A 23,985-nucleotide genomic window follows, 5' to 3' on the forward strand; every position below is an offset into this window, starting at 1 on the left:
GTATTGACATTTCGGCCAGTACAGATCACCCGGTGAACTGGCAATCTGTACTGGTGGTGTATTGATGCGCAAGATTACATTGGACTGCATGCCGCTGCAACCCAGCCCTCCATGAGCCCCGCCGAACTCACCGCCCTGCTGCTGTTCTGCACCGCCATGAGCTTCTCGCCCGGGCCGAACACCACGCTCTCCACCGCGCTGGCGGCGAACGGCGGCCTGCGCCGCGCGCTGCGCTTCTGCCTGGCCGTGCCGATGGGGTGGACGGTGATGATGGTCGCGTGCGGCCTCGGCCTGGGCGCGCTGATCCTCGGGGTGCCGGCGCTGCGCTGGGGCGTGAAGGTGGCCGGCGTGGGCTACATGCTTTGGCTCGCGTGGAAACTGGCGCGCGCCGGGCAGCTCGCCCAGGTCGACGAGCGCCGGCTGCGGGTGACGTTCTGGCAGGGCGTGGGCCTGCAGTTCGTGAACATCAAGGCCTGGATGCTCGCGCTGACTCTCAGTGCCGGCTGGGTGGTCAACGCGGTCGGCCAGCCGGCCAGCAACCCGGGCGAGCGCCTGGCGATCGTGTGCGCCCTGATGTTCGCCTTCGCCTTCACCAGCAACTTCGCCTATGCGCTGATCGGCTCGATGCTGCGCGGCTGGCTGGCGCAAGGGCGGCGCCTGCTCTGGTTCAACCGGCTGCTCGCGCTGGTGCTGGTCGGCACGGCCGTGTGGATGGTGGGCGTATGAAGGCCGAACGCAAGGGGCTGTGGCTCGGTTTCGTGGGCGTCGCCATCTTCGCGCTCACGCTGCCGATGACGCGCCTGGCGGTGGGCACGCCGGACGCGCCGCTCATGTCCGGCGTGTTCGTCGCCCTCGGCCGGGCCGTCGTGGCCGCCGGGCTGTCGATCCTGTTCCTGCTCGCGACGCGCGCACCGTGGCCGCGGCGCCAGGACTGGCTGCCGCTCGCCATCACCTCGGCCGGGGTGGTGTTCGGTTTCCCGCTGTTCACGTCGGTTGCCATGCGGCACGTCGAAGCGGTGCACGCCAGCGTGATCGTCGGCGTGCTGCCGCTGGCCACGGCGCTGGTGGGTGCGCTGCTGCACCGCCAGCGGCCCTCGCGAGGGTTCTGGATCTGTGCGGCGCTCGGCAGCGTGCTGGTGGTCGCCTACGCCTTGCTCCGCTCGGGCGCCGGCCTGCGCCTGCACGTCGCCGACGCCCTGCTGCTTGCCGCCATGGCCTGCGCCGCGCTGGGATATGCCTGGGGCGCCCGCCTGTCGCAGCGCATGCGTGCCGAGCACGTGATCTGCTGGGCGCTGGTGATCGCGCTGCCGCTGACCTTGCCGCTCGCCTGGTGGACCGCGCCGGGGACGGCGCTGCCTGCAAGCGCCTGGGCCGGCTTCGCGTACGTGGCGGTCTTCTCCATGTGGATCGGGTTCTTCGCCTGGTACCGCGGCCTGGCCCTCGGCGGCACGGTGCGCGTCAGCCAGGTGCAACTGGTGCAGCCCTTCCTGAGCATGCTGTTCGCCGTGCCCCTCCTCGGGGAGCGACTGGACGCCCTCACCCTCGCCTTCGCGGTGGCCGTCATCGCCACCGTGTTCGTCGGCAAGAAGATGCCGGTGCGCACCGCGCCGGCCACCGCACCCGTCCTTTCCCCAGCCGTGGAGCCACGATGAAACTGAACGACCTGCAGACGACCTCCTGGACCCTGGCGCGCCGCGCCGAGCGCATGAACCCGTCGGTGCTGCGCGAGATCCTCAAGGTCACCGACCGTCCGGGCATCATCAGCTTCGCCGGTGGCCTCCCGTCCGCACGGACCTTCCCGGTGGCGGCCTTCGCCGACGCTTGTGCCAATGTCCTGCGCGAAGATGGCGAAGCGGCCCTGCAATACGCCGCGAGCGAAGGCTTTGCCCCGTTGCGCGAGCAGGTCGCGCGCATGCTGCCCTGGGACGTCGATCCCGCGCAGGTGCTGATCACCACCGGCTCGCAGCAGGGCCTGGACCTGGTGGCGAAGGTGCTGGTCGACAGCGGCAGCAAGGTGCTGGTCGAGACGCCCACCTACCTCGGCGCGCTGCAGGCCTTCGCACCGATGGAACCCGAGTTCGTGGGCATCGGCGCCGATGCGGAAGGCATCGACGTGGCCGAACTGGCCGCACAGCGCGCGGGCGCCCGCTTCCTCTATGTGCTGCCGAACTTCCAGAACCCCACCGGCCGCACCATGAGCGAGGCCCGGCGGCAGGCGCTGGTGCAGGCCGCGCGCGAGCTGTCGCTGCCGATCGTGGAGGACAACCCCTACGGCGAGCTGTGGTTCGACGCGCCACCGCCGCTGCCGCTGACCGCGCGCAACCCCGAAGGCAGCATCTATCTCGGATCCTTCTCCAAGGTGCTCGCGCCCGGCCTGCGCCTGGGCTTTCTCGTGGCGCCGCCGGCCATCGCGCCCAAGCTCTTGCAGGCCAAGCAGGCAGCGGACCTGCACAGCCCCAGCTTCAACCAGCGCATGGTCGTGGACGTGATGCGCGACGGCTTCCTCGATCGCCATGTGCCCACCATCCGCGCGCTCTACAAGGCGCAGCGCGACGCCATGCTGGCGGCGCTCACGCGCGAGATGCAGGGCCTGGACGTGCGCTGGAACGCGCCGGACGGCGGCATGTTCCTGTGGGCGCGCTTGCCCGAAGGCCTGGATGCGGTGGACCTGCTGCCGCGCGCCGTCGAACGCGGCGTGGCGTTCGTGCCCGGCGCGCCCTTCTTTGCCGGACCGGCCGACACGCGCGCGCTGCGGCTGTCGTTCGTGACCGCCAGCCAGGAGCAGATCGCTTTCGGCATCGCAACGCTCGCTGGCGTCATCCGCGAGCAGCTGGGGCACCGGCCGTGACGATCTGGGGCCGCCTGTCCTCCATCAACGTGCGCAAGGTCGTCCTTGCCGCGCAGCTGCTGGACCTGTCCTTCGAGCGCATCGACGCCGGCGCTGGCTTCGGCATCGTGCAGACCGAGGCCTACCGGTCGCGCAACCCGAACGCGCTCGTGCCGCTGCTGGAAGACGGCGACTTCGCCCTCTGGGAGTCGAACGTCATCGTGCGCTACCTCGCGGCGAAGCACGGGGATGGCACCCTCTATCCGCGCGAGCTGCGCCCGCGCTTCGACGCGGAGCGCTGGATGGACTGGCAGCAGACGACGCTGAACAACGCCGGCCGCGAGGCCTTCATCCAGTGCATCCGCACGCCGGCCGAGCGTCGCAGCGCGGAGGCCATTGCCGCCTCGGTCGCCGCGACCGAGCCGCTGCTGGCGATGCTCGACGCGCACCTGGCGCAGCGCCCCTTCCTGGCGGGCGACACGCTCACGATGGCGGACATCCCGATCGCCTGCGAGATGCACCGCTGGTGGGGCCTGCCGCTCGAACACCCGCCGCACCCGCACCTGCGGCGCTGGTACGACGGCGTCCGCCACCTTCCCGCCGCCCGCGGCGTCCTCGACCTTTCCCTGAGCTGACCATGCGCCTGCGTCCTTTCCAGCAAGTCGACGTCTTCACGTCCGTTCCCTACCGCGGCAATCCCGTGGCCGTGGTCCTCGATGGCGACGGCCTCTCCACCGAGGAGATGCAGGACTTCACCAACTGGACCAACCTCTCCGAAGCCACCTTCGTGCTGCCGCCGACGCAAGCCGGCGCCGACTACCGCCTGCGCATCTTCTGCCCGGGCCGCGAGCTGCCGTTCGCGGGCCATCCCACGCTGGGCAGCTGCCATGCGTGGCTGCAGGCCGGCGGCAAGCCGGGCGGCGAAGACGTGGTCCAGGAATGCGGCGTGGGCCTGATCCGGATTCGCCGCGACGGCGAACGCCTGGCCTTCGCCGCCCCGCCGCTGCGCAAGGGCGGCGCGCTGCCCGAGGAGGACGTGGCCCTGATCGCCCGCGGGCTGGGCATCCCCCATGGCGACATCGTCGACCACGCCTGGTGCGACAACGGCCCGAACTGGCGCGGCGTGATGCTGCGCTCGGCCGAGCAAGTCCTCGCCCTGAAGCCGGACGCCTCCATCCTGGCCGGCCTCGATGTCGGCGTGGTCGGCCCGCGCGGCAAGGTCGGCGTCGTCGGCTCGCGGCCGCAGGGCGACGATTGCGCCTTCGAAGTGCGCGCCTTCTTCCCCGGCAACAACGGCATGACGGAAGATCCCGTCACGGGCAGCCTGAACGCGGCGCTCGCCCAATGGCTGATCGGATCCGGCCAGGCGCCCTCGGCCTATGTGGCCGCGCAGGGCACGGCGCTGGGTCGTGCCGGCCGCGTCCACGTGCAGCGGGACGCGCAGGGCGAGACCTGGATCGGCGGCGCGTCCGTCACCTGCATCGAGGGACAAGTGAGGTTGTGACATGAGCGCTCGCATCGATCACCTGGTGGTGGCAGCGGCCAGCCTCGACGAAGGGGCGGCCTGGTGCGAGGCCACCCTCGGCGTGCCGCCGGGCCCCGGCGGAGAACACCCTTTCATGGGCACGCACAATCGCCTGCTGCGCGTCGCGACGGTCGACTACCCGCGGGCCTACTTCGAAATCATCGCGCCGCAGCCGGGCCGCAGCCCGAAGCAGGGAAAGCGCTGGTTCGACCTGGACGATGAGGCGATGCGCGACACCCTGCGCCACAAGGGTCCCCGGCTCGTGCACTTCGTGGCCAACGTACCGGACGTGCGCGCGGCCGTTGCGGCATGGGAGGCGCTCGGCATCCGCCGCGGCGACGTCGTGGAGGCGTCGCGCGAGACCCCGCGCGGCCTGCTGCAGTGGCAGATCACGATCCGCGAGGACGGCCAGCGCCTCTTCGCCGGCGCCTTGCCCACGCTGATCGAGTGGGGCCAGGCGCATCCGGCCGCCACCCTGCCCGAATCCGGCGTGACCCTGCAGGGCCTGATCGCCAGCCATCCCGAGGCCGACCGCCTTCGCCAGGCTTTCGAGGCGGTGGACCTGCAAGGCGTCGGCCTCAAGCAGGGCGCCGCCGGCCTGTGCGCCATCCTCGACACGCCGCGCGGCCGCGTGCGGCTGGAATCCGGAGCCCCCTGATGCTGACGTTCGCAGAAACCGCCCTGTTCGCGCTGACCGCTCTCGTGCTGGTGCTCACGCCCGGGCCCAACATGATCTATTGCGTCTCGCGCGCTTTGTCGCAGGGGCGCGCCGCCGGCCTCATCTCGCTCGCAGGGGTGCTGGTCGGCTTCGTCGCCCACCTGGTCGCGGCCACGCTCGGCCTCAGCGCGCTCCTTGCTGCCGTGCCCGTGGCCTTCGACGCACTGCGCATCGCGGGCGCCGCCTACCTCCTGTGGCTGGCCTGGGACGCGCTGCGCCCCGGCGGCAGCACGCCCTTCCAGGCACGCCAGCTGCCGGTGGACGCGCCGGGGCGGCTGTTCCGCATGGGCCTGCTCACCAACCTGCTCAACCCGAAGGTGGCGATCTTCTACATCTCCTTCTTCCCCCAGTTCCTGCATCCGGAACGCGGGAGCGTGCTGCTGCAAAGCCTGCAGCTGGGCGCGGTCCAGATCGTCGTGAGCGGCACGGTCAACACCCTGCTGGTGCTGGGTGCCGCCCGCATCGCCGCCTTCCTCGCCCGCAGCCGTGGATGGCTCAAGGCCCAGCGCTATCTGATGGGCACCGTGCTGGCCGCCCTGGCCGTGCGCATGGCCCTGCCGGAGCAGAAATGAATTTCACGCGAGAAGAAGCGGAACAGGCGATGGCGGCGGTGCGCGCCTTCGTCCCGGCGACGCCCCAGTTCGCCTGGCCCCTGCTGCGCCAGCGCCTCGGCTTCCCGGTGTGGGTCAAGCACGAGAACCACACGCCCGCCGGGGCCTTCAAGGTGCGCGGCGGCATCACCTATTTCCAGGCACTGGCCCGCCGGGAGCCGCACGTGCGGGGCGTCGCCGCCGCCACCCGCGGCAACCACGGCCAGTCGGTCGGCTGGGGCGCGCGACGCACGGGTCTGGCCGCCACCATCGTCGTGCCGCATGGCAACTCCCTGGAGAAGAACGCGGCGATGCGCGCCCTGGGCGTGACGCTGGTGGAACATGGCGACGACTTCCAGGCGGCGCGCGAGCATGCGCAGGCGCTCGCGGCCGAAGGCGGGCTGCACATGGTGCCGTCGTACCACCGCGACCTGGTGGCGGGCGTCATGACTTACTGGCTGGAGTTCTTCGAGAGCTTCGCCCCGGGCGAGGAGCCGGCGGTGGTCTACGTGCCGATCGGGCAAGGCTCGGGGTTCTGCGCGGCGGCCGCCGCGCGCGCCCTGAGCGGCCGGCGCAGCCGGCTGGTCGGCGTGGTCTCGGCGCACGCGACCACCTTCCTCGACTCCTTCCGCGCCGGGCGCGTCGTGGAGGCACCGGTCACCACCGCGCTCGCCGATGGCATGGCCTGCCGCGTCGCCGATCCCGAGGCACTGGAGATCGTGCTGCGCGAGGCCGAGGACATCGTCGCCGTCACCGACGCCCAGGTCGCCGAAGCCATGCGCATCCTCTTCGCGGACACGCACAACGTGGCCGAAGGTGCCGGTGCCGCCGGGCTCGCCGCGGCGATGCACGACCGCGCCCGCCATGGCGGCCGCGCCGTCGGCTTTGCCCTCACCGGCGGCAACGTCGACACCGCGGTGTTCTCCGCCGTTCTTTCCGGCGCGTCCGCGGAGTGAAGTCGCGGGAGGGACGCACCGCGGCCCTCCCGTTTGACAGAATCCTCGCATGGGCACCCTCTATCTCGTGCGGCACGGGCAAGCGTCCTTCGGCGCGGCCGACTACGACCAGCTGAGCGAGCTCGGCCACCGGCAGAGCGTGCGCCTGGGCGAGTACTTCGCCGGGCGCGGCGTGCACTTCGATGGCCTGATCGCCGGCACGCTGCGCCGCCACAAGCAGACGCTCGAGGGCATCCTCCAGGGCATGAACCGGGCCGGCGAGCACCTCGCCTGGGAAGGGCTGAACGAGTACGACAGCGAGGCGTTGATCGCCACCGTCCACCCGGACAAGCTGGAGAAGCCCACCTCGCCCGAGCTGTATCGCCACCACTTCCGCCTGCTGCGCGATGCGATGGCGCAGTGGATGGCGGGGGCCACCAGTCCGCGGGGCATGCCGACGTATGCACAGTTCGTGGCCGGCGTGTCGGGTGCCCTCGACCACGTGCGCGCGAACCACTACGGGCAGAACGTGCTGGTGGTCACCAGCGGGGGGCCGATCTCCACCGCCGTCGGCCATGTGCTGCGCACGCCGCCGGAGACCACGATCGAGCTGAACCTGCGCATCCGCAACACGGCGATCACCGAATTCGCGTTCACGCCCAAGCGCCACATGCTGCTGACGTTCAACGGCATCCCGCACCTCGACGCGGCGCAGTACCGGGACTGGGTCACCTTCACCTGAACCCGCGGCGCGGGCTCGCTAAACTGCGGCCATGGACAGCACGGCGCCGCGCGATCACGACACCTGGTGGGTCGCGTGCCTGTGCGCCGCGTGGTGCGGCGTGTGCCGAGAATGGCTGCCCCTGTTCACGGCGCAGGCCCGCGCTTTTCCCCACATGAAGTTCGCGTGGGTCGACGTGGAGGACGAAGACGAAGCGATGGGAGACGTCGACATCGAGACCTTCCCGACGCTGCTCGTCGCACGCGGCGGCGACGTGCTGTTCCTCGGTCCCATCCCGCCCTCCGCCACGCAGTTCGCGCGGATGCTGGCCACGCTCGAAGCTCAGCCTTTGCGGGCCACAGGCCTGCCGCCGGAGGCCGGCGCGCTTTTCGGCCGGCTCGCGCGCGACGTGCTGCCTCACGCCCTCGTGTGACGAGGTAGGGGCACTCCTACACCCTCCTGCATTGACGCCTGACGAGCGTGCAACGCGCTTGCAAGCTCAATCGGACCATGGCCGGCGGAGACCGGACATGCAGTTCCAACATTTCAGTTTTGCAAGGAGATCCTCACCATGGCTTCCAACAATCAGGGCAACCAGGGCGGCAAATCCAACCGCGGCTTCGCTTCCATGGACCCGCAGCGCCAGCGCGAGATTGCCAGCGAAGGCGGCCGGGCCGCCCACGAGAAGGGCACCGCCCACGAGTTCACGTCCGAAGAAGCGCGTGAAGCCGGCCGCAAGGGCGGCATGGCGCGCAGCGCGAACCGCCGCAAGGCAATGGAATCGGGCAGCTCGCACGGCAACAGCGGCAACAGCGGCAGCTCGCACAGCAGCAACTGAGTGCCAACAATTCACGGGCTCCGCGCCCGCTGATTCGGGCCGCCCTCGGGCGGCCCTTCTTCATGCGGCGCTTCAGTAGGTCTTGTACGGCAGGAACTTGCCCGAGAGCACGACGTTGACGCGGTCGCCCTTGGGGTCCGCCTCGCGCGTGATGTCCATTGAGAAGTCGATCGCGCTCATGATGCCGTCGCCGAACTCCTCGTGGATGAGCTCCTTGATCGTGCTGCCGTACACGCTGACGATCTCGTACCAGCGGTAGATGAGCGGGTCGGTGGGGACGGGGGTCGGCAGCGATCCCTTGTACGGCACGACCTTCAGCCACTTCTGCTCTTCCTCCGAGAGACCGAACACCTCGCCCAAGGCCTTGGCCTGCTCCGCATTCGCGGTCATCTGCCCCAGGCACAGGGCGGTCGTCCATTCCTTCGATTGCCCGAGCTTCTGCGCCACCTCGGCCCAGGAGATGCCCCTGGACACCTTGGCGGCGATGATCTTCTCGGTGACGTCGTTGCGGTTCATGCGCTCTCCTTGCGGTGGTTTCAATGGTCGGCGCCGGCGCGGGCGCGCGACACCAGGAAATCGACGATGTGGTTGCGCAGTTCGTAGTAGCCGGGAAGGTGATGCAGGCCGGCACGCGTGCGCGTGCGCGGCAGCGTGTTCCCCACCACCTCCGCGATGCCGCCGGGCGCATAGCCGGCCGGCGTCTCGCGGCCGTTGGACATCAGCAGGATCCGGTCGGCCAGCAGGATGGCCTCGTCCACGTCGTGCGTGATCATGAAGACGGTCTGCTGCGTCTCGCGCACGATGGACAGCAGTTCGTCCTGGATCGTGCCGCGGGTCAATGCGTCCAGCGCACCGAAGGGCTCGTCGAGCAGCAGCATCTTGGGCTGGATGGCGAACGCGCGGGCGATGCCGACCCGCTGCTTCATGCCGCCCGACAGCTCCGAAGGCTTCTTGTCGATCGCGGGCAGCAGCCCGACCATCCCGACGAAACGCTCCACCTGCCGGTTCACCTCGGAGCGCGACCAGTCCGGCCAGCGCGACTCGACCGCGAAGGCGATGTTGCGGCGGACGGTCAGCCACGGCATGAGTGCGTGCCCCTGGAACACCACGCCGCGCTCCAGGCCGGGACCGGCGACCTCGCGCCCGTCCATCAACACGTGGCCGGCACTCGCATGGTCCAGCCCGGCCAGCACGTTCAGGACGGTCGTCTTGCCGCACCCGGAGTGGCCGATGATGCAGACGAACTCGCCGCGGTCGAGCGTGAAGTCGACGCCGGCGAAAACCGGCTTGCCCGGCACGAAGGTGCGCGCCAGTCCCTCGACCTTCAGGAATGCCGGCTGGTCGGCGCGCGCCAGCCCCGCGGCGGGCGCCGGTTCGACGGGGCCGTTCACGGGCAAGGGGGCCACGCGTTCACTCCACATAGGTCACCAGCCTTTGCAGCCGCGCGAACGCCAGGTCCAGCAGCATGCCGACGACGCCGATCACCAGGATCGCGAAGATCACGTTGGTGAGCGACAGGTTGTTCCACTCGTTCCAGACGAAGTAGCCGATGCCGGTGCCGCCCACCAGCATCTCGGCCGCGACGATCACCAGCCAGGCGATGCCCATGCTGATGCGCATGCCGGTCAGGATGGTCGGCGCCGCCGCGGGCAGGATCACGCGGAAGGCCTTGCGCAGGGGCCGCACCTCCAGCGTCCGCGCCACGTTCAGCCATTCGCGCTTCACCGATGCGACGCCGAAGGCGGTGTTGATCAGCATCGGCCAGACCGAACAGATGAAGATGACGAACACGCCCGAGACGTTCGAATCCTTGATCGTGTACAGCGCGAGCGGCATCCAGGCCAGCGGCGAGATCGGCTTGAGCACCTGGATGAAGGGGTCGAAGGCCTTGTGCAGCAGCGGCGACATCCCGATGACGAAGCCCAGTGGCACCGCCACCAGGCAGGCCAGGAGGAACCCCAGCGCCACCCGGCCGAGCGAGTGGGCGAGCTGGATCGCGATGCCCTTGTCGTTGGGGCCGTTGTCGTAGAAGGGGTCGGACAGCTGGCGGACCAGGGCGCCGCCGAGTTGTCCCGGCGTCGGGAAGCCGGTGGTCTTTTGCGCCCCCGGGTCCTTGCCCATCATCTTCTGGTACTCGATCTGCTCGGCGGACAGGCCGGCGGTGCTGCTGGCAGCACCCGCCGGCAGCGTCGCCACGTGCCAGACGGCCAGCAACGCGAGCAGCAGCAGCACCGAGACCAGCGCCGCCTTCAGGTCCAGCGGTTTCATGCGGCCGGCGCCTTGCTGATGGCGAAGCTGCGCACGTACTCCTCCGGCTTCGCGGGATCGAACTCCTTGCCCATCACCTTGAACTTGCGGTAAGCGCCTTCCGGCGGGCGGAAGCCCGCCTGCGACATGTACTTCTTGGCGTCCGTGAGCAGGAACACCTGCTCGGCCACCTGGCGGTAGTTCACGTCGCCCTTCACGTAACCCCAGCGCTTCATCTGCGTGAGCATCCAGACGGCCATGCTCTGCCAAGGCACCGGATCGAAGTTGGCGCGGTCCGGCACGTTCTTGATGTTGCCCAGGCCGTCGGCGAACTTGCCGGTGAGCACCTGGGTGAGCACGGTTTCGGGCTGGTTCAGGTACTGCGGGGGCGCGATGATCTTGGCGATCAGTTCGCGGTCCTTCGGCATGCTGGCCATGTAGGAGGCCGTCAGGATGGCGCGGTAGAGCGCCGCGAAGGTGTTCGGGTTCTTCTGGATGAACTCGTCGCTGACGCCGAAAGCGCAGCAGGGGTGGCCGTCCCAGATCTCCTTGGACAGGATATGGATGAAGCCGACCTCGTCGTACACCGCCCGCTGGTTGAACGGGTCCGGGCCGAGGAAGCCGTCGATGTTGCCGGCGCGCAGGTTCGCCACCATTTCCGGCGGCGGCGTCACGCGGATCTGCACGTCCGTGTCCGGGTTGACGCCGTGCTCGGCCAGGTAGTACCGCAGCAGGAAGTTGTGCATGCTGTACTCGAAGGGCACCGCGAACTTGAAGCCCTTCCACTGCTTCGGGTCGCGCTTGTCCTTGTGCTTCACGTGCAGCGTGATCGCCTGGCCGTTGGTGTTCTGGATGCTGGCGACGCGCATCGGCGACTGGTTCGAGCCCAGGCCCATGCTCATGGCCAGGGGCATCGGCGACAGGAAGTGCGACGCGTCGTGCTCGCGGTTGATCATCTTGTCCCGGATCAGGGCCCAGCCCGCCGTCTTGTTCAACTGGACGTTCAGGCCTTCCTTCTTGTAGAAGCCCAGGGGGTCGGCCATGATCAGCGGGCTGGCGCAGGTGATGGCGATGAAGCCGATCTTCAGGTCCTTCTTCTCCAGCGCACCGCGTTCCTGCGCCATGGCCTGCAGCGCGCCCACCGGTAGCAGCGAGGCGATGGCCGCGCGGGCGGTGTTCGCGCCAACGGCCTTCAGGAAGCCGCGGCGCACGCTGTCCACCGGGAACAGCGCCTTCACGAGGCTGGCTTCCACGAAGCGTTGGGACAGCTCCTCCGGCGTCCGGGCCGCGGCCTCGGCGTGTTCGCCCGGCGCATGGTCCTGGCCGCAGGCGCAGCGCAGCATCAGGGGACGGTCGGCATCGTAGGCGTCGTAGCGGCTTGTCATGGCGGGACCTCGTTGTGTTGCGACATTGCCTCGTTGCAAGGGATGCGCCCGCCCGGCCCCGGGAGCCGCCGGGCCCCGCAAATCGCGGTGGGCCGCACGAGCCCATGTAGTGGCAGCCCTACAAACCCGGCTTGCGGCCGTGCCGCTCGGCGTACAGCGCGAGCTCCACGTCGTTCTTGGCGCCGGTCTTCTCCAGCACGCGCGCCCGGTAGGTGCTCACCGTGTTGGGAGCCAGCTGCAGCTGCGCACCAATTTCGCTCACGCTGTGCCCCGAAGTGAGGAGCCGGTACACCTGGTATTCCCGGTGCGACAGCGCTTCGGGCCCCGATCGGGTGCTCGCCGCCCCGACCGCGGTGGCGAGGGCCTCCGCGGTCGCGGCCGTGACGTACACCCCGCCCGCCGCCACCTTGCGGACGGCGGCGATCATCTCGTCGGCATCCGCGCTCTTGTTCAGGTAACCGGAGGCGCCCAGCTTGATGCAGCGCACCGCGTACTGGCGCTCCGGATAGGTGGAGAGCATCAGGACCGGCAGCGCGGGCCAGGCCTGGCGCAGCGCCTGCAGCACCTCCAGGCCGTCGCGTCCCGGCATGGCGATGTCCAGCAGCACCACGTCCAGCCCTTCGCGACCCCGCAGCTCCGCGACCTTGCGCAGCACCTCTTCGCCATCGGCGGCCTCGGCGCAGACCTCGACGTCGGGGGCGTCCGCAAGCACCATCTTCAGCCCCTCGCGCACGATGCGGTGGTCGTCACCGAGGAGCACGCGAATGCGCTTATCCATGATGCAGCGGCAGGACGAGGGTGAACACCGAGCCCCGCCCCCGCTCGCTGGCAATGGCGATGTGGCCGCCGAACTGCCGGGCCCGCTCGCGCATGCCCATCACGCCGTACGCGGTGGGCGCGTCGAAGGCGTCGCGGTCCGCACCGACGCCGTTGTCCTCCAGGGTGAGGCGCAGGCGGTCCGGGTCCCCGGCGATGCGCACCGCGATGCGGCTGGCCTGCGCGTGCCGGCCGACGTTGCTCAACATCTCCTGGAAGATGCGGAACACCGCCATGGCGACGTTCTCCGGCAACGGCGGCGCGTCCGCCAGCTGCATGTCCCACTCCAGCTCGAGTTCCGCCGACGCGACGAATTCGTGCGCCTGCCATTCGAGTGCCGCCCACAGGCCCTGGTGGTCGAGGATGCTGGGACGCAGGTCGGTGATGATGCGGCCGACGTTGTCCACCGCGCTCTCGATCAGCCGGCCCATGTTGCCGCACTTGCAGCGCATGCGTTCGCGCGCCTCGCTGGCCGCGTCCGCGTCGCCGGCGGGGTCGGCCAGGCGCTTGTGCAGCCAGTTCACGTCCATCTTCAGGGCGACCAGCAGGCTGCCCAGTTCGTCGTGCACCTCGCGTGCGATGCGCGTGCGCTCCTCCTCGCGCACCTGCTCCGAATAGGCTGCCAGTTCGCGCTGGCGCGCCAGGGCCTCCGACAGCTCCCGCGTGCGCTCCGCCACCCGCTGCTCCAGCTGCGCCTTTGCCTGCCGCAGCGCATCGGCCGCTCGCTTGCGCTCGGTGATGTCGACGAAGGTGATGACGGCGCCGCGCACCTCGCGGCCGTCGAGGATCGGGTGGCTCGAATACTCCACGGCGAAGGACGAGCGGTCACGCCGCCAGAACACCTCGGCGTCGATGCGGCAGGGCAGGCCCTGCCGGAAGGCATTGAAAATGGGGCAGTCCGTGTCGGGATAGGGCCGCCCGTCGGCGTGCGAGTGGTGGGTGAGGTCGTGCATGTTGCGCCCCAGCACCTCCTCGGGCGCGTAACCGAGCATCCCGGCACCGGCGCGGTTGATGAAGGTGCAGTGCCCGCCCAGGTCGATGCCGAAGATCCCGTCGCCCGTGGACTCCAGCAGCAGGCCGAGCTGGTGCCGCCAGGACGGCTGCGCGGCGCCGGCGGGCAGCACCGTGTCCGAGGCCAGCGGCAGCGCCGGGGAGCGCATGGCTACAGCCCCAGTGCGGACAGCCCCGGGTGGTCGTCGGGCCGGCGCCCGAGCGGCCAGTGGAACTTGCGGTCTTCCGGGCGGATCGGCAGGTCGTTGATGCTGGCGAAGCGTTCGCGCATGAAGCCCGCTTCGTCGAAGGCCCAGTTCTCGTTGCCGTAGCTGCGGAACCACTGGCCGGAGTCGTCGTGCCACTCGTAGGCGAAACGCACCCCGATCCGGTCGCCGCCGCACGCCCACAGCTCCTTGATCAGGCGGTAGTCCAGCTCCCGGGCCCATTTGCGCTGCAGGAAGGCGCGCACCTCATCGCGCCCCACCGGGAATTCAGCGCGGTTGCGCCAGCGGGTGTCCTCGGTATAGACCTGCACCACGCGGTCGGGGTCGCGGGTGTTCCAGGCGTCTTCGGCCAGCCGGACCTTGAGGACGGCGGTTTCGGGGGTGTAAGGGGGCAGCGGGGGCTTGGTGGTGCTCATGCGGGCTCCGGTGGCTTGTCTCCACCGCAGCCGCTAGCAAGGAAGGTGCCTCAGCCCTCGCCGAGCTGCCACTCGCCGATCAGGCGGACGCGGGCGTCGAGGTCGTCGGGCAGTTCGGGCCCGGGGGCGGCGACCAGCGGCTGCTCCGGCGCCGGCAGGGCGCGGCTGCCCGCGTCGACCTGCGCGGGCTGCGCGGGAACGGCGGGGAGCTGGAAGATGGAGGAGAAGCGCATGGGATCACCTGCCCACAGTCTAGGCAGCAATCCATGACAACGCTGTGAACGACCGCACGGCCGGCACGATTGCGTGCAGGCCTGTGGCAGTCCCCCCACTCGTCCATCCGGGGGATGGTCAGCGGCCGACGGCGCGTTCGAGTTCGGCCTTCGACATGGTCGAACGGCCGGAGATCCCCTTGCGCTTCGCTTCCTCATAGAGCTGGTCGCGCGTGCGGCCGCCCTCGCCGCGGTGGGAACGCTGCCCGCCACGCTTGGACGCCGGCATGTCGCGCAGCGACTGCGCGCTCGGCTTCTTCGCCTCGCCGTGCTGCGCGCGCTCCTTGTTCACGGTGCGCGCGGCGATCTCCTCGGCCACCTTCCCGCTCTTGCCGCGTTCCTTCAGGCCGTCCTTGATGTGCTCGTACTGGCGTTCGCGCTTGGCGCTCCAGGCTTTGGGCATGTCCGCTCCTTCAATGCTTGCCGCCCTGTCCCTGCGAGGGGGACCGGGACGGGGATGCGTTGCCGGTTTCCGACCGGTCCGGTTCCGCCGGCGACGAGATGTCGCCCAGCGACAGGGCCACGTCGGCCTCGTCGCCCGGGTTCTTGGCCGCGATGTCGCCCAGGGTCACGATGCCCACCAGGCGCTGGTTGCCGTCCACCACCGGCAGGCGGCGGATCTGCGCTTCGGCCATTTCACCGAGGACCTGGTCGACGTCGTCCTCCTCGCGCGCGCAGCGCACGTTCGCGCTCATGACGTCCGCGAGCTTCATGTTCCTGATCTCGCCTTCCTGCGCGACCCCGCGCACGACGATGTCGCGGTCGGTCACCATGCCGACCAGCTTCTCACCGTCGCACACCGGGATCACGCCGACGTTCAGTTCGTCCATGCAGCGCGCCGCGTCCACCACCGAGTCACCGGGGGCCATCGTGCGCACGCCGCGGGTCATGACATCTGCCACCGTGGCCATCGTCCACTCCTTGGGATCATCGGGCCGCGCAGGGGCGGGGCCCACGCCACCAATCTAGCGAGCGCGCGGCGCCTGCGTGTAGTCACGCTCGCAAGGTGGCGTAGGACGCCTCCCGGCGGCGCGGCTAGGAAGCAATGGTGGACAGCGGCAGCTGCGCGATCTCGCGCAGCAGGACGGCGAGCTGCCGGGCGGCGGCGTCGAGCACCGCCTCGCCTTTCTGCGCGGTGGCCGCGGCGGCATGGCCGGCAGCGCCGTCGGCGTTGTAGTCCTGCATGGCCCAGCCGAGCTTGGCGCTGCGGCCGTTGCCGAGCACGGGGTAGCGCGCGGCGCGCTCGCGCGAGGCGGAGGGGAAGTCCCGGGCAGCCGCCATGCGCACCGTGTGCGGTGCCAGCGCGAGCATCAGCGAAGTCTCGATGTCGCCCGCATGCACGCCGAAGCGGTGCTCCTCTTGCGGGAACAGGCCCATCACGTCGTCGCCCAGGGGCAGGTTCCACCAGCTGCAGCCGTACACGATCAGGTTCGCGCGCACGCGCAGCTCGCGGGCCACGATGTCCAGCAGGCTGGCTTGCCCGCCATGGCTGTTGAACAGCAGCAGCTTCTTCACGCCCGCCCGTGCCACGCATTCGCCCAGCGCCACCCAGGTGGCGATCACCGTGTCCACCGGCAGGGTCAATGTGCCTGGGAAGGCTGCGTGCTCGGGGCTGTAGCCCACCTGCTGCGTGGGCAGCACCAGCACGGACGCCTCGGGCGGCAGCAGCGGCAGCGCGCGCCGCACGATGCCGTCGACCAGGCACTGGTCCACGGCCAGCGGCAGGTGCGGCCCATGCTGCTCGGTGGCGCCGACGGGCAGCACCGCCACCGTGGCAACGGGGTCCAGGCTGGCGAAATCGGCGGTGGTGAGCTCCGCCCAGGAGCGGGACTGGGGCGACATGCCCCGCATCTTAAGGCCGGGCTCAGCGGCGCGCGGCCAGGGCGTGCTGCGCGGCGCGCACGATGCTGGCCGCATCCACGCCGAAGAAGGCGCGCAGGGCCGCGCGCGTGTCGCTGCGGCCGAAGCCGTCGGTGCCCAGCGTCAGGTAGCGGCGTCCCGGCGGCAGGTGCGCGCGGAGGCTTTCGGGAACCGCGCGGACATAGTCGCTGGCGGCCACCACCGGGCTGCGGCTGCCCGCCAGCAGCTGCGCGATGTACGGGGTGCGGGCCTCGCCGCCTTCCAGCGCAGCCTGTTCGCAGGCCAGGCCGTCCCGCGCCAGCTCGCTCCAGCTGGTGACGCTGAAGACCTCGGTGGGGATGCCCTCTGCGGCCAGCTGCTGCGCCGCCCGGATCACCTCGGTGAGGATCGCGCCGGACCCCAGCAGCGTCAGCGGCTCGCGGGCGGTCTGGTCGCCGAAGCGCCCGAAGCGGTAGCAGCCGCGGATCACGCCGTCGTGGGCCTCGGGCGGCAGGTCGGGCTGCGCATAGTTCTCGTTCATCAGCGTGACGTAGTAGAAGACGTCGCGCTGCTCCAGCAGCATCTCGCGCATGCCGCGGTCGACGATGAGCGCCATCTCGCCGGCGAACGCCGGATCGTAGGCCCTGCAGTTGGGGATGGTGGCCGCCACCAGGTGGCTGCTGCCGTCCTGGTGCTGCAGGCCCTCGCCGCCCAGCGTGGTCCGGCCGGAGGTGGCGCCCAGCAGGAAGCCGCGGGCCCGCTGGTCCGCTGCCGCCCAGATGGCATCGCCCACGCGCTGGAAGCCGAACATGGAGTAGTAGATGTAGAACGGCAGCATCGCCACGCCGTGCACGCTGTAGCTGGTGGCCGCGGCCGTCCAGCTGGCGATGGCGCCGGCCTCGCTGATGCCCTCCTCCAGGATCTGGCCGTCCATCGCTTCGCGATAGGAAAGCACGGACCCGATGTCCTCGGGCTCGTAGCTCTGGCCCACGCTGGAGTAGATGCCCACCTGCTTGAACAGGTTGGCCATGCCGAAGGTGCGGGCCTCGTCGGCGACGATCGGCACGATGCGCGGGCCGAGCTGCGGGTCCTTCAGCAGCGCGCCGAGCAGGCGCACGAACGCCATCGTGGTCGACATCTCCTTGCCGCCCGCCTGCAAGGCGAACTGCGCGTACGCGGCGGCGTCCGGCACCGGCAGCGGTTCGCAGGCCGTCTGCCGCTGCGGGATGTAGCCGCCCAGTGCGCGCCGGCGCTCGTGCAGGTAGCGCATCTCCGCGCTGTCCTCGGCCGGCTTGAAGAACGACAGGTTCTTCGCCTGCTCGTCGGACAGCGGCAGGTTGAAGCGGTTGCGGAACTCCAGCAGCGCCGCTTCGTCCAGCTTCTTCTGGCTGTGGGTGGTCATGCGGCCCTGCCCCGCGGCCCCCATGCCGTAGCCCTTCTTGGTGTGCGCCAGGATCACGGTCGGCTGGCCGCGGTGCTTCGCGGCCGCGTCGTAGGCGGCGTGGATCTTCACCAGGTCGTGCCCGCCGCGCTTGAGGCGGTCGATCTGTTCGTCGGTCATGCCCTGCGCCAGCCGCGCGAGGTCCTCGTCCTGCCCGAAGAAGTTGTCGCGGTTGAAGCGGCCGTCCTTCGCGGCGAAGGTCTGCATCTGGCCGTCGACGGTGTGCGCGAAGGCCCGGACCAGCGCCTGGCCGGTGTCGCGGGCGAACAGGCCGTCCCAGTCGCTGCCCCACAGCAGCTTGATCACGTTCCAGCCGGCGCCCCGGAACAGCTTCTCGAGTTCATCGACGATCCGCCCGTTGCCGCGCACGGGTCCGTCGAGACGTTGCAGGTTGCAGTTGACCACCCACACCAGGTTGTCGAGGCGCTCGCGCGAAGCCAGCGTGAGGGCGCTCATGCTCTCGGGCTCGTCCATCTCGCCGTCGCCGAACACGCCCCAGACCTTGCGGCCCTCGCAATCGACGATGCCGCGGTGGGTGAGGTAGCGCATGAAGCGCGCGTGGTAGATCGAGCTGATCGGCCCGATGCCCATCGAGCCGGTGGGGAACTGCCAGAAGTCCGGCATCAGCCAGGGATGCGGGTAGCTGGAAAGCCCGCGCGCGCCCTGCGCCGGCGCGGTGATCTCCTGCCGGTAGTGGGCGAGATCCTGCTCGGTGAGCCTTCCTTCCAGGAAGGCACGCGCATACACGCCCGGCGCGCTGTGCGGCTGGAAGAACACGAGGTCGCCGCCTTGCGAAGCGTTGCGGGCGCGGAAGAAGTGATGGAAGCCGGCCTCGAACAGATCGGCGGCGCTGGCATAACTGGCGATGTGGCCTCCCAGCTCGCCGTAGGCGGCGTTGGCCCGCGCCACCATCGCCAGCGCGTTCCACCGCATCAACGAGGCAAGCCGTTCCTCGATCGCAAGGTCGCCGGGGAACGCGGGTTGCCGTTCCACCGGGATGGTGTTGACGTAGGGCGTGACCAGTTCGGGGGACCAGCCGACGGCCGGCCCGCGCGCGAGCACGGCCAGCTGGTCGAGGATGAAGCGGGCGCGCGCCGGGCCTTCGGCGGCGACGAGCGCCTGGAAGGCCTCGCGCCAGTCGGCGGTCTCGACCGGGTCGGCATCGCCGCCTTGGTCCGCGAGGAAACGGGAGATGCTCTGGTCGGCCATGCCGACACTGTACGCAGCCCCGCGCCGCACGGGCTGCCAGAAAGAGGCGCGATGGCAGGCTCTGCGGCATAGAATGCCGCAAACCACCGAAAACGCAGCATTCCATGCAACTCGACGCCATCGATCTCCGCATCCTGGCGCAGCTGCAGGAAGACGGTTCGCTCACCAACGTCGAACTGGCCAAGCGGGTCCACCTTTCGCCCTCGCCCTGCCTCGCGCGGGTGAAGGCGCTGGAAGCCGCCGGCGTCATCGAGCGCTACGTGGCACTGGCCAATGCCAAGGCGCTGGGGCTGGGACTCAACGTCTTCATCAACATCAGCCTGAAGGAGCAATCCAAAGGTTCGCTCGCCGAATTCGAGCGGCGCATCGCGGAGCATGAAGAGGTGATGGAGTGCTACCTCATGACCGGCGACAGCGACTACCTGATCCGCGTGGTGCTGCCCGACATCGCGGCGCTCGAGCGCTTCATCCTGGAGCAGCTCACACCGATCCCGGGCGTCGAGAAGATCCGCTCGAGCTTCGCGCTGAAGCAGGTCCGCTCCAAGACGGCGTTGCCACTACCCGGCGGGTCAGCGAAGCACTGACGGGCGTAGTCGGGCAGCCGCCTGCCGGGCAGCGGCTTTCCCGCAGCGACTACCGGTTCCCGGCGGCAGGCAGCCCCCGGGCGCAGGGAGATCATCTTCTCCATGAAAGCCAAGGTTGCATTGCTCGCCGATCCCCAGTCCCGCCAGGAAGCCCTGGCCCTGGTGCTGCTCTCGGCCGCGGCACTGGTGCTGCCTTCCATGGACCAGTGCACGCGGGGCCCCTCCATCACCGCCATGGTGCTGACGAACCTGCACTGGTTCATCTGAGCTGACGCCGCCGGCCCCGCGACCCCACCGCGGCGCCACCGCCGCGATTTCGGGACAATGGCGGCATGACCCAAGAGTTGTTTCGCCAGGATGGCTACCTCCGGGAGACACCGGCGACCGTCGTCGCGGTGATCGGGCAGGGCGTGGTCCTCGATCGCACGGTGTTCTATCCCCTGGGCGGCGGGCAGGCCGGCGACACCGGCGTGTTCCTGCTGCCGGACGGGGCGGAACTTCGCATCGCCGACACGCGCAAGTGCAAGGACGCCGAAGGCAGGCCCACGGCGGAGATCGCGCATGTGCCGGACCCCGGCCAGGAAGCGCTGCTGGCGCATCTGCAGCCCGGCACCACGGTCCGGGCGCGCATCGACTGGGAGCGCCGCCACAAGCTGATGCGCTTTCACACCGGCACCCACCTGCTGTGCCATCTTGTCCCCCAGCTGGTCAACGGCTGCTCCATCACGCCGGACTACGCGCGGCTGGACTTCAACATGACCGACCCGCTGGACAAGGATGCGCTCACCGAAGGCATCACCCGCCTCGTGGCGGCCGGCCATGCCGTCGAGGTCGGGGCGATCACGGACGAGGAACTCGACGCCAACCCGGCCCTGGTCAAGAGCATGTCGGTCCAGCCGCCGCGCGGCACCGGGCGGATCCGCACCATCCGCATCGGTGCAGGCGACAGCGCGGTCGACTTCCAGCCTTGCGGCGGCACGCACGTGGCGAACACGGCCGAGATCGGCCGCGTCGTGGTCACCAAGATCGAGAAGAAGAGCGCCACCACCCGACGGGTGGTGCTCGGATTCGCCTGAGTGGCCGGAACTTGCCCGGCCCGCTGAGCTCCATCCGCACGATGAATATGTCACGCCTCCTCGCGGCGGTCGGCCTGGCGCTGGCCGCGCTGCCCACGCTGGGCCAGACGGTGGTGACCACCGAGCGGGTGCGGGCCGAACTGCTCGCGCATGCGCCGGACGGCGTCGAACCGGGCCGGAAGGTCTGGGTCGGCCTGCAACTCGCGCACCAGCCGGAGTGGCACACCTACTGGAAGAACTCCGGCGACTCCGGCCTGCCCACGGAGCTCACTTGGACGCTGCCGGCAGGCGTCCAGGCCGGCGACATCGCCTGGCCGGTGCCGAAGAAGATCCCGATCGGCAACCTGGCCAACTACGGCTACGAAGGCACGGTGCTGCTGCCCGTGCCGCTCACGATCACCGAGGCCTTCCAGCCCTCGCCGCTGTCCGCCCACGTCGACATCAAGCTCCAGGCGAACTGGCTGGTCTGCAAGAAGGAATGCATTCCGGAGCAGGGCGAATTCACGCTCAAGCTGCCGGCGCGCAGCACCACCGCGCTGCATGCGCAGGCGTTCGAGGCCGCCTGGGCGGCGCAGCCCAAGCCGATCGCGCAGGGACTCGCGGGCGTCCGCCCGGAAAGCACGGCCCGCATCGACGGCGACGCGCTCGTCGTTTCGGTGCAGCAGCTGCCGGTGGCCTTGCGTGGCAAGACCCTGGCGTTCTATCCGGAAACCGGCGAGGTGATCGACAACGGCGCGCGCTGGACACAGGCATGGAACGGCGCGGAATGGACGGCGCGCATCCCCCTGTCTCCCCAGCGCAGCGCCAGCCCCGCCGTGATGCCGGTGGTCCTGGCCCAGGGTGGCGAGGGCTGGCGCGCCGAACTGAAGGTGCTGGGCGCCTGGCCGCAGGCCGCGCAGGCGGCCACGGTGTCGCCCGCGCTGGCGGAGGCGCTGCGCGAGAACGCCGCGGTGCCGGCGGCTCCGGCCGGCATCGGCTTCTGGGCCGCCCTCCTCGGCGCGCTGCTGGGCGGATTGATCCTCAACCTGATGCCCTGCGTGTTCCCGGTGCTCGCGATCAAGGTGGTGGGCTTCACGCGCCATGCGGACGACCGCCGCGGCCATCGCATCGGCGGGCTCGCATACACGGCGGGCGTGGTCGCCTCGTTCGCGCTCCTGGGCGGCGTGATGCTCGCGCTGCGCGCGGCGGGCGAGCAGCTCGGGTGGGGTTTCCAGCTGCAGTCGCCGGCGGTGGTCGCGAGCCTCGCCGCCCTGTTCACGCTGATCGCCCTGAACCTCGCGGGCGTGTTCGAGTTCCGTTCCCTGCTCCCGAGCAGCGTCGCCACGCTCCAGGCGAAGCACCCGGTGCTCGATGCCTTCCTCACCGGCGTGCTGGCGGTGGCGATCGCGTCGCCGTGCACCGCGCCTTTCATGGGCGCCTCGTTGGGCCTGGCGATCAGCCTGCCGCCGGCGCAGGCGCTGGCGATCTTCCTGGTGCTGGGCCTGGGCATGGCGCTGCCCTACCTGGCCGCGAGCTGGATCCCGGCCTTCGCGCGCTGGCTGCCGCGCCCGGGCCCGTGGATGGAGACGTTCCGCCGCCTCATGGCATTTCCCATGTTCGCGACCGTCGCCTGGCTGGTCTGGGTGCTCGGGCAGCAGAGCGGCATCGACGGTGCCGGCGCCTTGCTCGCATTGCTGGTGGCCCTGAGCATGGTGGTCTGGGCCCTGACGCTGCGTGGCCGCGCCCGTGCCGTCCTCGCCTCGGTCGCGGTCCTGGGGCTCGTGGGCCTCGCGTGGTCCGCCGGCGGCGCCATCGTGCGCGTGCCGGCCGCCGCGAGCGCCGCCAGCGTCGACGGGCGCTGGCAGGCCTGGGCGCCCGGCCGGGTCGACCAGCTGCTTGCCGAGGGCAAGCCGGTGTTCGTGGATTTCACCGCGGCCTGGTGCGTCACCTGCCAGTACAACAAGAAAACCACGCTCTCGCGCCCGGACGTGCTGGCGGATTTCGATGCCGGCCGGTTCGTGCTCCTGCGCGCGGACTGGACCCGCCGCGATCCGGCGATCACCGCCGCGCTCGCCCAGCTCGGGCGCAACGGCGTCCCCGTCTACGTCGTCTACCGGCAAGGTCGCGCGCCGGTGGTGCTCTCCGAGGTGCTCGGGGTGCAGGAAGTGCGCGCCGCGATTTCCCCCTTGTAGGAGTCCTTCATGCTGCTGCGCCGTGCCCTGTTCGCCCTGCCCGCCCTGTTCCTCCTCGCGTCCGCCGCGCAGGCCGTTCCCTCGGTCGGCCAGGCGGCCCCCGACTTCCAGCTGCGCGATGCCGCCGGCAAGACCGTGAAGCTCAGCGACTATCGCGGCAAGCACGTGGTCCTGGAGTGGACGAACCCGGGCTGCCCGTACGTGAAGAAGCACTACAACAGCGGCAACATGGCGGCCACGCAGCAGGACGCCGTCGCCAAGGGCGTGGTCTGGCTGTCGATCAATTCCACCGAGAAGTCCAGCGGGGACTACATGGAACCCGCCAAGCTGGTCGCCTGGCAGCAGGAGCGCAAGGTGCGCCCGACCGCCACGCTGATGGACGAGGAAGGCACAGCCGGCAAGGCCTACGGCGCGCGCACCACGCCGCACATGTACATCGTCGATCCGCAGGGCAAGCTGGTGTACGCCGGCGGCATCGACAGCATCCCTTCCAGCAACGCCGACGACATCCCGAAGGCGGTCAACTACGTGCGGCAGGCGCTGGCCGAGGCCACGGCGGGCAAGCCGGTCACCGCCGCGACCACCCGTCCCTACGGCTGCTCGATCAAGTACAAGAGCGCAGCGTAGCGAGCTCTGGGATCCCCGCGCAGGCGGGGATCCGCGCCTACACTGGCGCCATGACGACGATCCGCGACCTGCGCCGCATCCTGGGAACCTGCCGCACGCTCGCGGTGGTGGGTCTCTCGCCCCAGTGGCACCGCCCCAGCTTCTTCGCGGCCAAGTACATGCAGGCGCACGGCTACCGCATCGTGCCCATCAACCCTTCGGCCACCGAGATCCTGGGCGAGCGCAGCTACGCCAGCGTCACCGCCGCGGCGGAGGCCGGCGAGAAGATCGACATGGTGGATTGCTTCCGCCGCAGCGCGGACATCCCGCCGATCGCCGACGAGGCGATCGCGATCGGCGCGAAGTGCCTCTGGATGCAGATCGGCGTGATCGACCCGGCCTCTGCCGCGAAGGCGCACGCCGCCGGGCTCGACGTCGTGATGGACCGTTGCGTCAAGATCGAGCATGCCCGCCTGTTCGGCGGCCTCAACTGGGCGGGCGTGAACACCGGCGTGATCTCCGCGCGCCGCCCGCAGCAGCTGTTCTACTGAC

At 70.1% G+C, this 23,985-nt stretch carries 29 protein-coding genes; 17 read left to right on the plus strand and 12 right to left on the minus strand.

The genetic code is table 11. The features are described 5' to 3' along the window. Positions 1-111: 111 nt before the first annotated feature. From IM787_RS05235 to IM787_RS05285, 11 genes are all read left to right on the plus strand, one after another. The gene (locus tag IM787_RS05235) at positions 112-726 is read left to right on the plus strand and encodes a LysE family translocator (RefSeq protein ID WP_193675598.1); all 615 of its coding nucleotides are present in this window, start codon (positions 112-114) and stop codon (positions 724-726) included. Continuing rightward, on the plus strand, positions 723-1,652 hold the full coding sequence (locus tag IM787_RS05240; protein ID WP_193675599.1) for a DMT family transporter: 930 nt from the start codon (positions 723-725) through the stop codon (positions 1,650-1,652). Before IM787_RS05235 ends, IM787_RS05240 begins: the two co-directional genes overlap by 4 nt. Then, a complete protein-coding gene (locus IM787_RS05245) occupies positions 1,649-2,848 on the plus strand; it encodes an aminotransferase-like domain-containing protein (RefSeq protein ID WP_193675600.1) in 1,200 nt (399 codons plus the stop codon). Before IM787_RS05240 ends, IM787_RS05245 begins: the two co-directional genes overlap by 4 nt. After that, positions 2,845-3,462, plus strand: a complete 618-nt coding sequence (locus IM787_RS05250; RefSeq protein ID WP_193675601.1) for a glutathione S-transferase family protein — start codon at positions 2,845-2,847, stop codon at positions 3,460-3,462. The genes IM787_RS05245 and IM787_RS05250 overlap by 4 nt, the downstream gene beginning before the upstream one ends. Positions 3,463-3,464: 2 nt before the next feature. Beyond that, positions 3,465-4,331: a PhzF family phenazine biosynthesis protein gene (locus IM787_RS05255; protein ID WP_193675602.1), complete on the plus strand. Its 867-nt coding sequence runs from the start codon at positions 3,465-3,467 to the stop codon at positions 4,329-4,331. Position 4,332: 1 nt separating this feature from the next. Further along, positions 4,333-5,010, plus strand: coding sequence for a VOC family protein (locus IM787_RS05260; RefSeq protein ID WP_193675603.1), 678 nt, complete (start codon positions 4,333-4,335; stop codon positions 5,008-5,010). Continuing rightward, positions 5,010-5,642, plus strand: coding sequence for a LysE family translocator (locus tag IM787_RS05265; RefSeq protein ID WP_193675604.1), 633 nt, complete (start codon positions 5,010-5,012; stop codon positions 5,640-5,642). The genes IM787_RS05260 and IM787_RS05265 overlap by 1 nt, the downstream gene beginning before the upstream one ends. Continuing rightward, on the plus strand, positions 5,639-6,616 hold the full coding sequence (locus IM787_RS05270; RefSeq protein WP_193675605.1) for a threonine dehydratase: 978 nt from the start codon (positions 5,639-5,641) through the stop codon (positions 6,614-6,616). Before IM787_RS05265 ends, IM787_RS05270 begins: the two co-directional genes overlap by 4 nt. A 49-nt stretch (positions 6,617-6,665) precedes the next feature. Continuing rightward, on the plus strand, positions 6,666-7,337 hold the full coding sequence (locus IM787_RS05275) for a histidine phosphatase family protein (protein ID WP_193675606.1): 672 nt from the start codon (positions 6,666-6,668) through the stop codon (positions 7,335-7,337). 31 nt (positions 7,338-7,368) lie between these two features. Further along, positions 7,369-7,749 carry a thioredoxin family protein gene (locus IM787_RS05280; protein ID WP_193675607.1) on the plus strand — a complete coding sequence of 127 codons (381 nt, stop codon included), beginning with the start codon at positions 7,369-7,371 and terminating at the stop codon, positions 7,747-7,749. Positions 7,750-7,887: 138 nt separating this feature from the next. After that, the gene (locus IM787_RS05285) at positions 7,888-8,154 is read left to right on the plus strand and encodes a KGG domain-containing protein (RefSeq protein WP_227494130.1); all 267 of its coding nucleotides are present in this window, start codon (positions 7,888-7,890) and stop codon (positions 8,152-8,154) included. 72 nt (positions 8,155-8,226) lie between these two features. Here the strand turns inward: IM787_RS05285 and cynS are convergent, their stop codons facing one another. The 12 genes from cynS to mdeB all read right to left on the minus strand — a co-directional run bounded on the left by cynS (position 8,227) and on the right by mdeB (position 18,996). Continuing rightward, complete coding sequence (gene cynS / locus IM787_RS05290) at positions 8,227-8,670, minus strand: cyanase (protein WP_193675608.1); 444 nt, start codon at positions 8,668-8,670, stop codon at positions 8,227-8,229. Positions 8,671-8,690: 20 nt separating this feature from the next. Continuing rightward, positions 8,691-9,560 carry an ABC transporter ATP-binding protein gene (locus IM787_RS05295; RefSeq protein WP_354004354.1) on the minus strand — a complete coding sequence of 290 codons (870 nt, stop codon included), beginning with the start codon at positions 9,558-9,560 and terminating at the stop codon, positions 8,691-8,693. Between the two features lie 4 nt (positions 9,561-9,564). Next, positions 9,565-10,422 carry a nitrate ABC transporter permease gene (gene ntrB / locus IM787_RS05300; RefSeq protein ID WP_193675610.1) on the minus strand — a complete coding sequence of 286 codons (858 nt, stop codon included), beginning with the start codon at positions 10,420-10,422 and terminating at the stop codon, positions 9,565-9,567. Then, positions 10,419-11,786, minus strand: a complete 1,368-nt coding sequence (locus IM787_RS05305) for a CmpA/NrtA family ABC transporter substrate-binding protein (RefSeq protein WP_193675611.1) — start codon at positions 11,784-11,786, stop codon at positions 10,419-10,421. The genes ntrB and IM787_RS05305 overlap by 4 nt, the downstream gene beginning before the upstream one ends. 118 nt (positions 11,787-11,904) lie before the next feature. Then, a complete protein-coding gene (locus IM787_RS05310) occupies positions 11,905-12,564 on the minus strand; it encodes a response regulator transcription factor (RefSeq protein WP_193675612.1) in 660 nt (219 codons plus the stop codon). After that, a complete protein-coding gene (locus IM787_RS05315) occupies positions 12,557-13,762 on the minus strand; it encodes a sensor histidine kinase (protein WP_193675613.1) in 1,206 nt (401 codons plus the stop codon). The genes IM787_RS05310 and IM787_RS05315 overlap by 8 nt, the downstream gene beginning before the upstream one ends. Positions 13,763-13,764: 2 nt before the next feature. Then, positions 13,765-14,235 carry a nuclear transport factor 2 family protein gene (locus tag IM787_RS05320; RefSeq protein ID WP_193675614.1) on the minus strand — a complete coding sequence of 157 codons (471 nt, stop codon included), beginning with the start codon at positions 14,233-14,235 and terminating at the stop codon, positions 13,765-13,767. A 50-nt stretch (positions 14,236-14,285) separates the two neighbouring features. Continuing rightward, on the minus strand, positions 14,286-14,468 hold the full coding sequence (locus tag IM787_RS05325) for a hypothetical protein (RefSeq protein WP_193675615.1): 183 nt from the start codon (positions 14,466-14,468) through the stop codon (positions 14,286-14,288). A 118-nt stretch (positions 14,469-14,586) separates the two neighbouring features. Continuing rightward, positions 14,587-14,910, minus strand: a complete 324-nt coding sequence (locus IM787_RS05330) for a plasmid stabilization protein (RefSeq protein WP_193675616.1) — start codon at positions 14,908-14,910, stop codon at positions 14,587-14,589. A 10-nt stretch (positions 14,911-14,920) separates the two neighbouring features. Beyond that, entirely contained in the window at positions 14,921-15,418 is a 498-nt protein-coding gene (locus IM787_RS05335; RefSeq protein WP_193675617.1) for a CBS domain-containing protein, read from the minus strand. 124 nt (positions 15,419-15,542) lie between these two features. After that, positions 15,543-16,358 carry a creatininase family protein gene (locus IM787_RS05340; protein WP_435531143.1) on the minus strand — a complete coding sequence of 272 codons (816 nt, stop codon included), beginning with the start codon at positions 16,356-16,358 and terminating at the stop codon, positions 15,543-15,545. 13 nt (positions 16,359-16,371) lie between these two features. Then, positions 16,372-18,996, minus strand: a complete 2,625-nt coding sequence (gene mdeB, locus IM787_RS05345; protein WP_193675619.1) for an alpha-ketoglutarate dehydrogenase — start codon at positions 18,994-18,996, stop codon at positions 16,372-16,374. Positions 18,997-19,100: 104 nt separating this feature from the next. Between mdeB and IM787_RS05350 the strand changes: the two genes are divergently transcribed. From IM787_RS05350 to IM787_RS05375, 6 genes are all read left to right on the plus strand, one after another. Beyond that, on the plus strand, positions 19,101-19,580 hold the full coding sequence (locus IM787_RS05350) for an Lrp/AsnC family transcriptional regulator (RefSeq protein ID WP_193675620.1): 480 nt from the start codon (positions 19,101-19,103) through the stop codon (positions 19,578-19,580). Between the two features lie 102 nt (positions 19,581-19,682). Beyond that, positions 19,683-19,847, plus strand: coding sequence for a hypothetical protein (locus IM787_RS05355; protein ID WP_193675621.1), 165 nt, complete (start codon positions 19,683-19,685; stop codon positions 19,845-19,847). A gap of 65 nt (positions 19,848-19,912) precedes the next feature. Next, positions 19,913-20,656: an alanyl-tRNA editing protein gene (locus tag IM787_RS05360; protein WP_193675622.1), complete on the plus strand. Its 744-nt coding sequence runs from the start codon at positions 19,913-19,915 to the stop codon at positions 20,654-20,656. 41 nt (positions 20,657-20,697) lie between these two features. Continuing rightward, entirely contained in the window at positions 20,698-22,827 is a 2,130-nt protein-coding gene (locus tag IM787_RS05365; RefSeq protein ID WP_193675623.1) for a protein-disulfide reductase DsbD family protein, read from the plus strand. Between the two features lie 9 nt (positions 22,828-22,836). Beyond that, a complete protein-coding gene (locus tag IM787_RS05370; protein ID WP_193675624.1) occupies positions 22,837-23,454 on the plus strand; it encodes a thioredoxin family protein in 618 nt (205 codons plus the stop codon). Between the two features lie 50 nt (positions 23,455-23,504). Beyond that, positions 23,505-23,984 (plus strand): CoA-binding protein, encoded by a 480-nt coding sequence (locus IM787_RS05375; RefSeq protein ID WP_193675625.1) that lies wholly within the window; start codon positions 23,505-23,507, stop codon positions 23,982-23,984. The last annotated feature ends 1 nt before the right edge of the window (position 23,985 follow it).

Origin of the sequence: Ramlibacter pallidus (assembly GCF_015070875.1) — a bacterium.
Lineage (GTDB): Bacteria > Pseudomonadota > Gammaproteobacteria > Burkholderiales > Burkholderiaceae_C > Ramlibacter > Ramlibacter pallidus.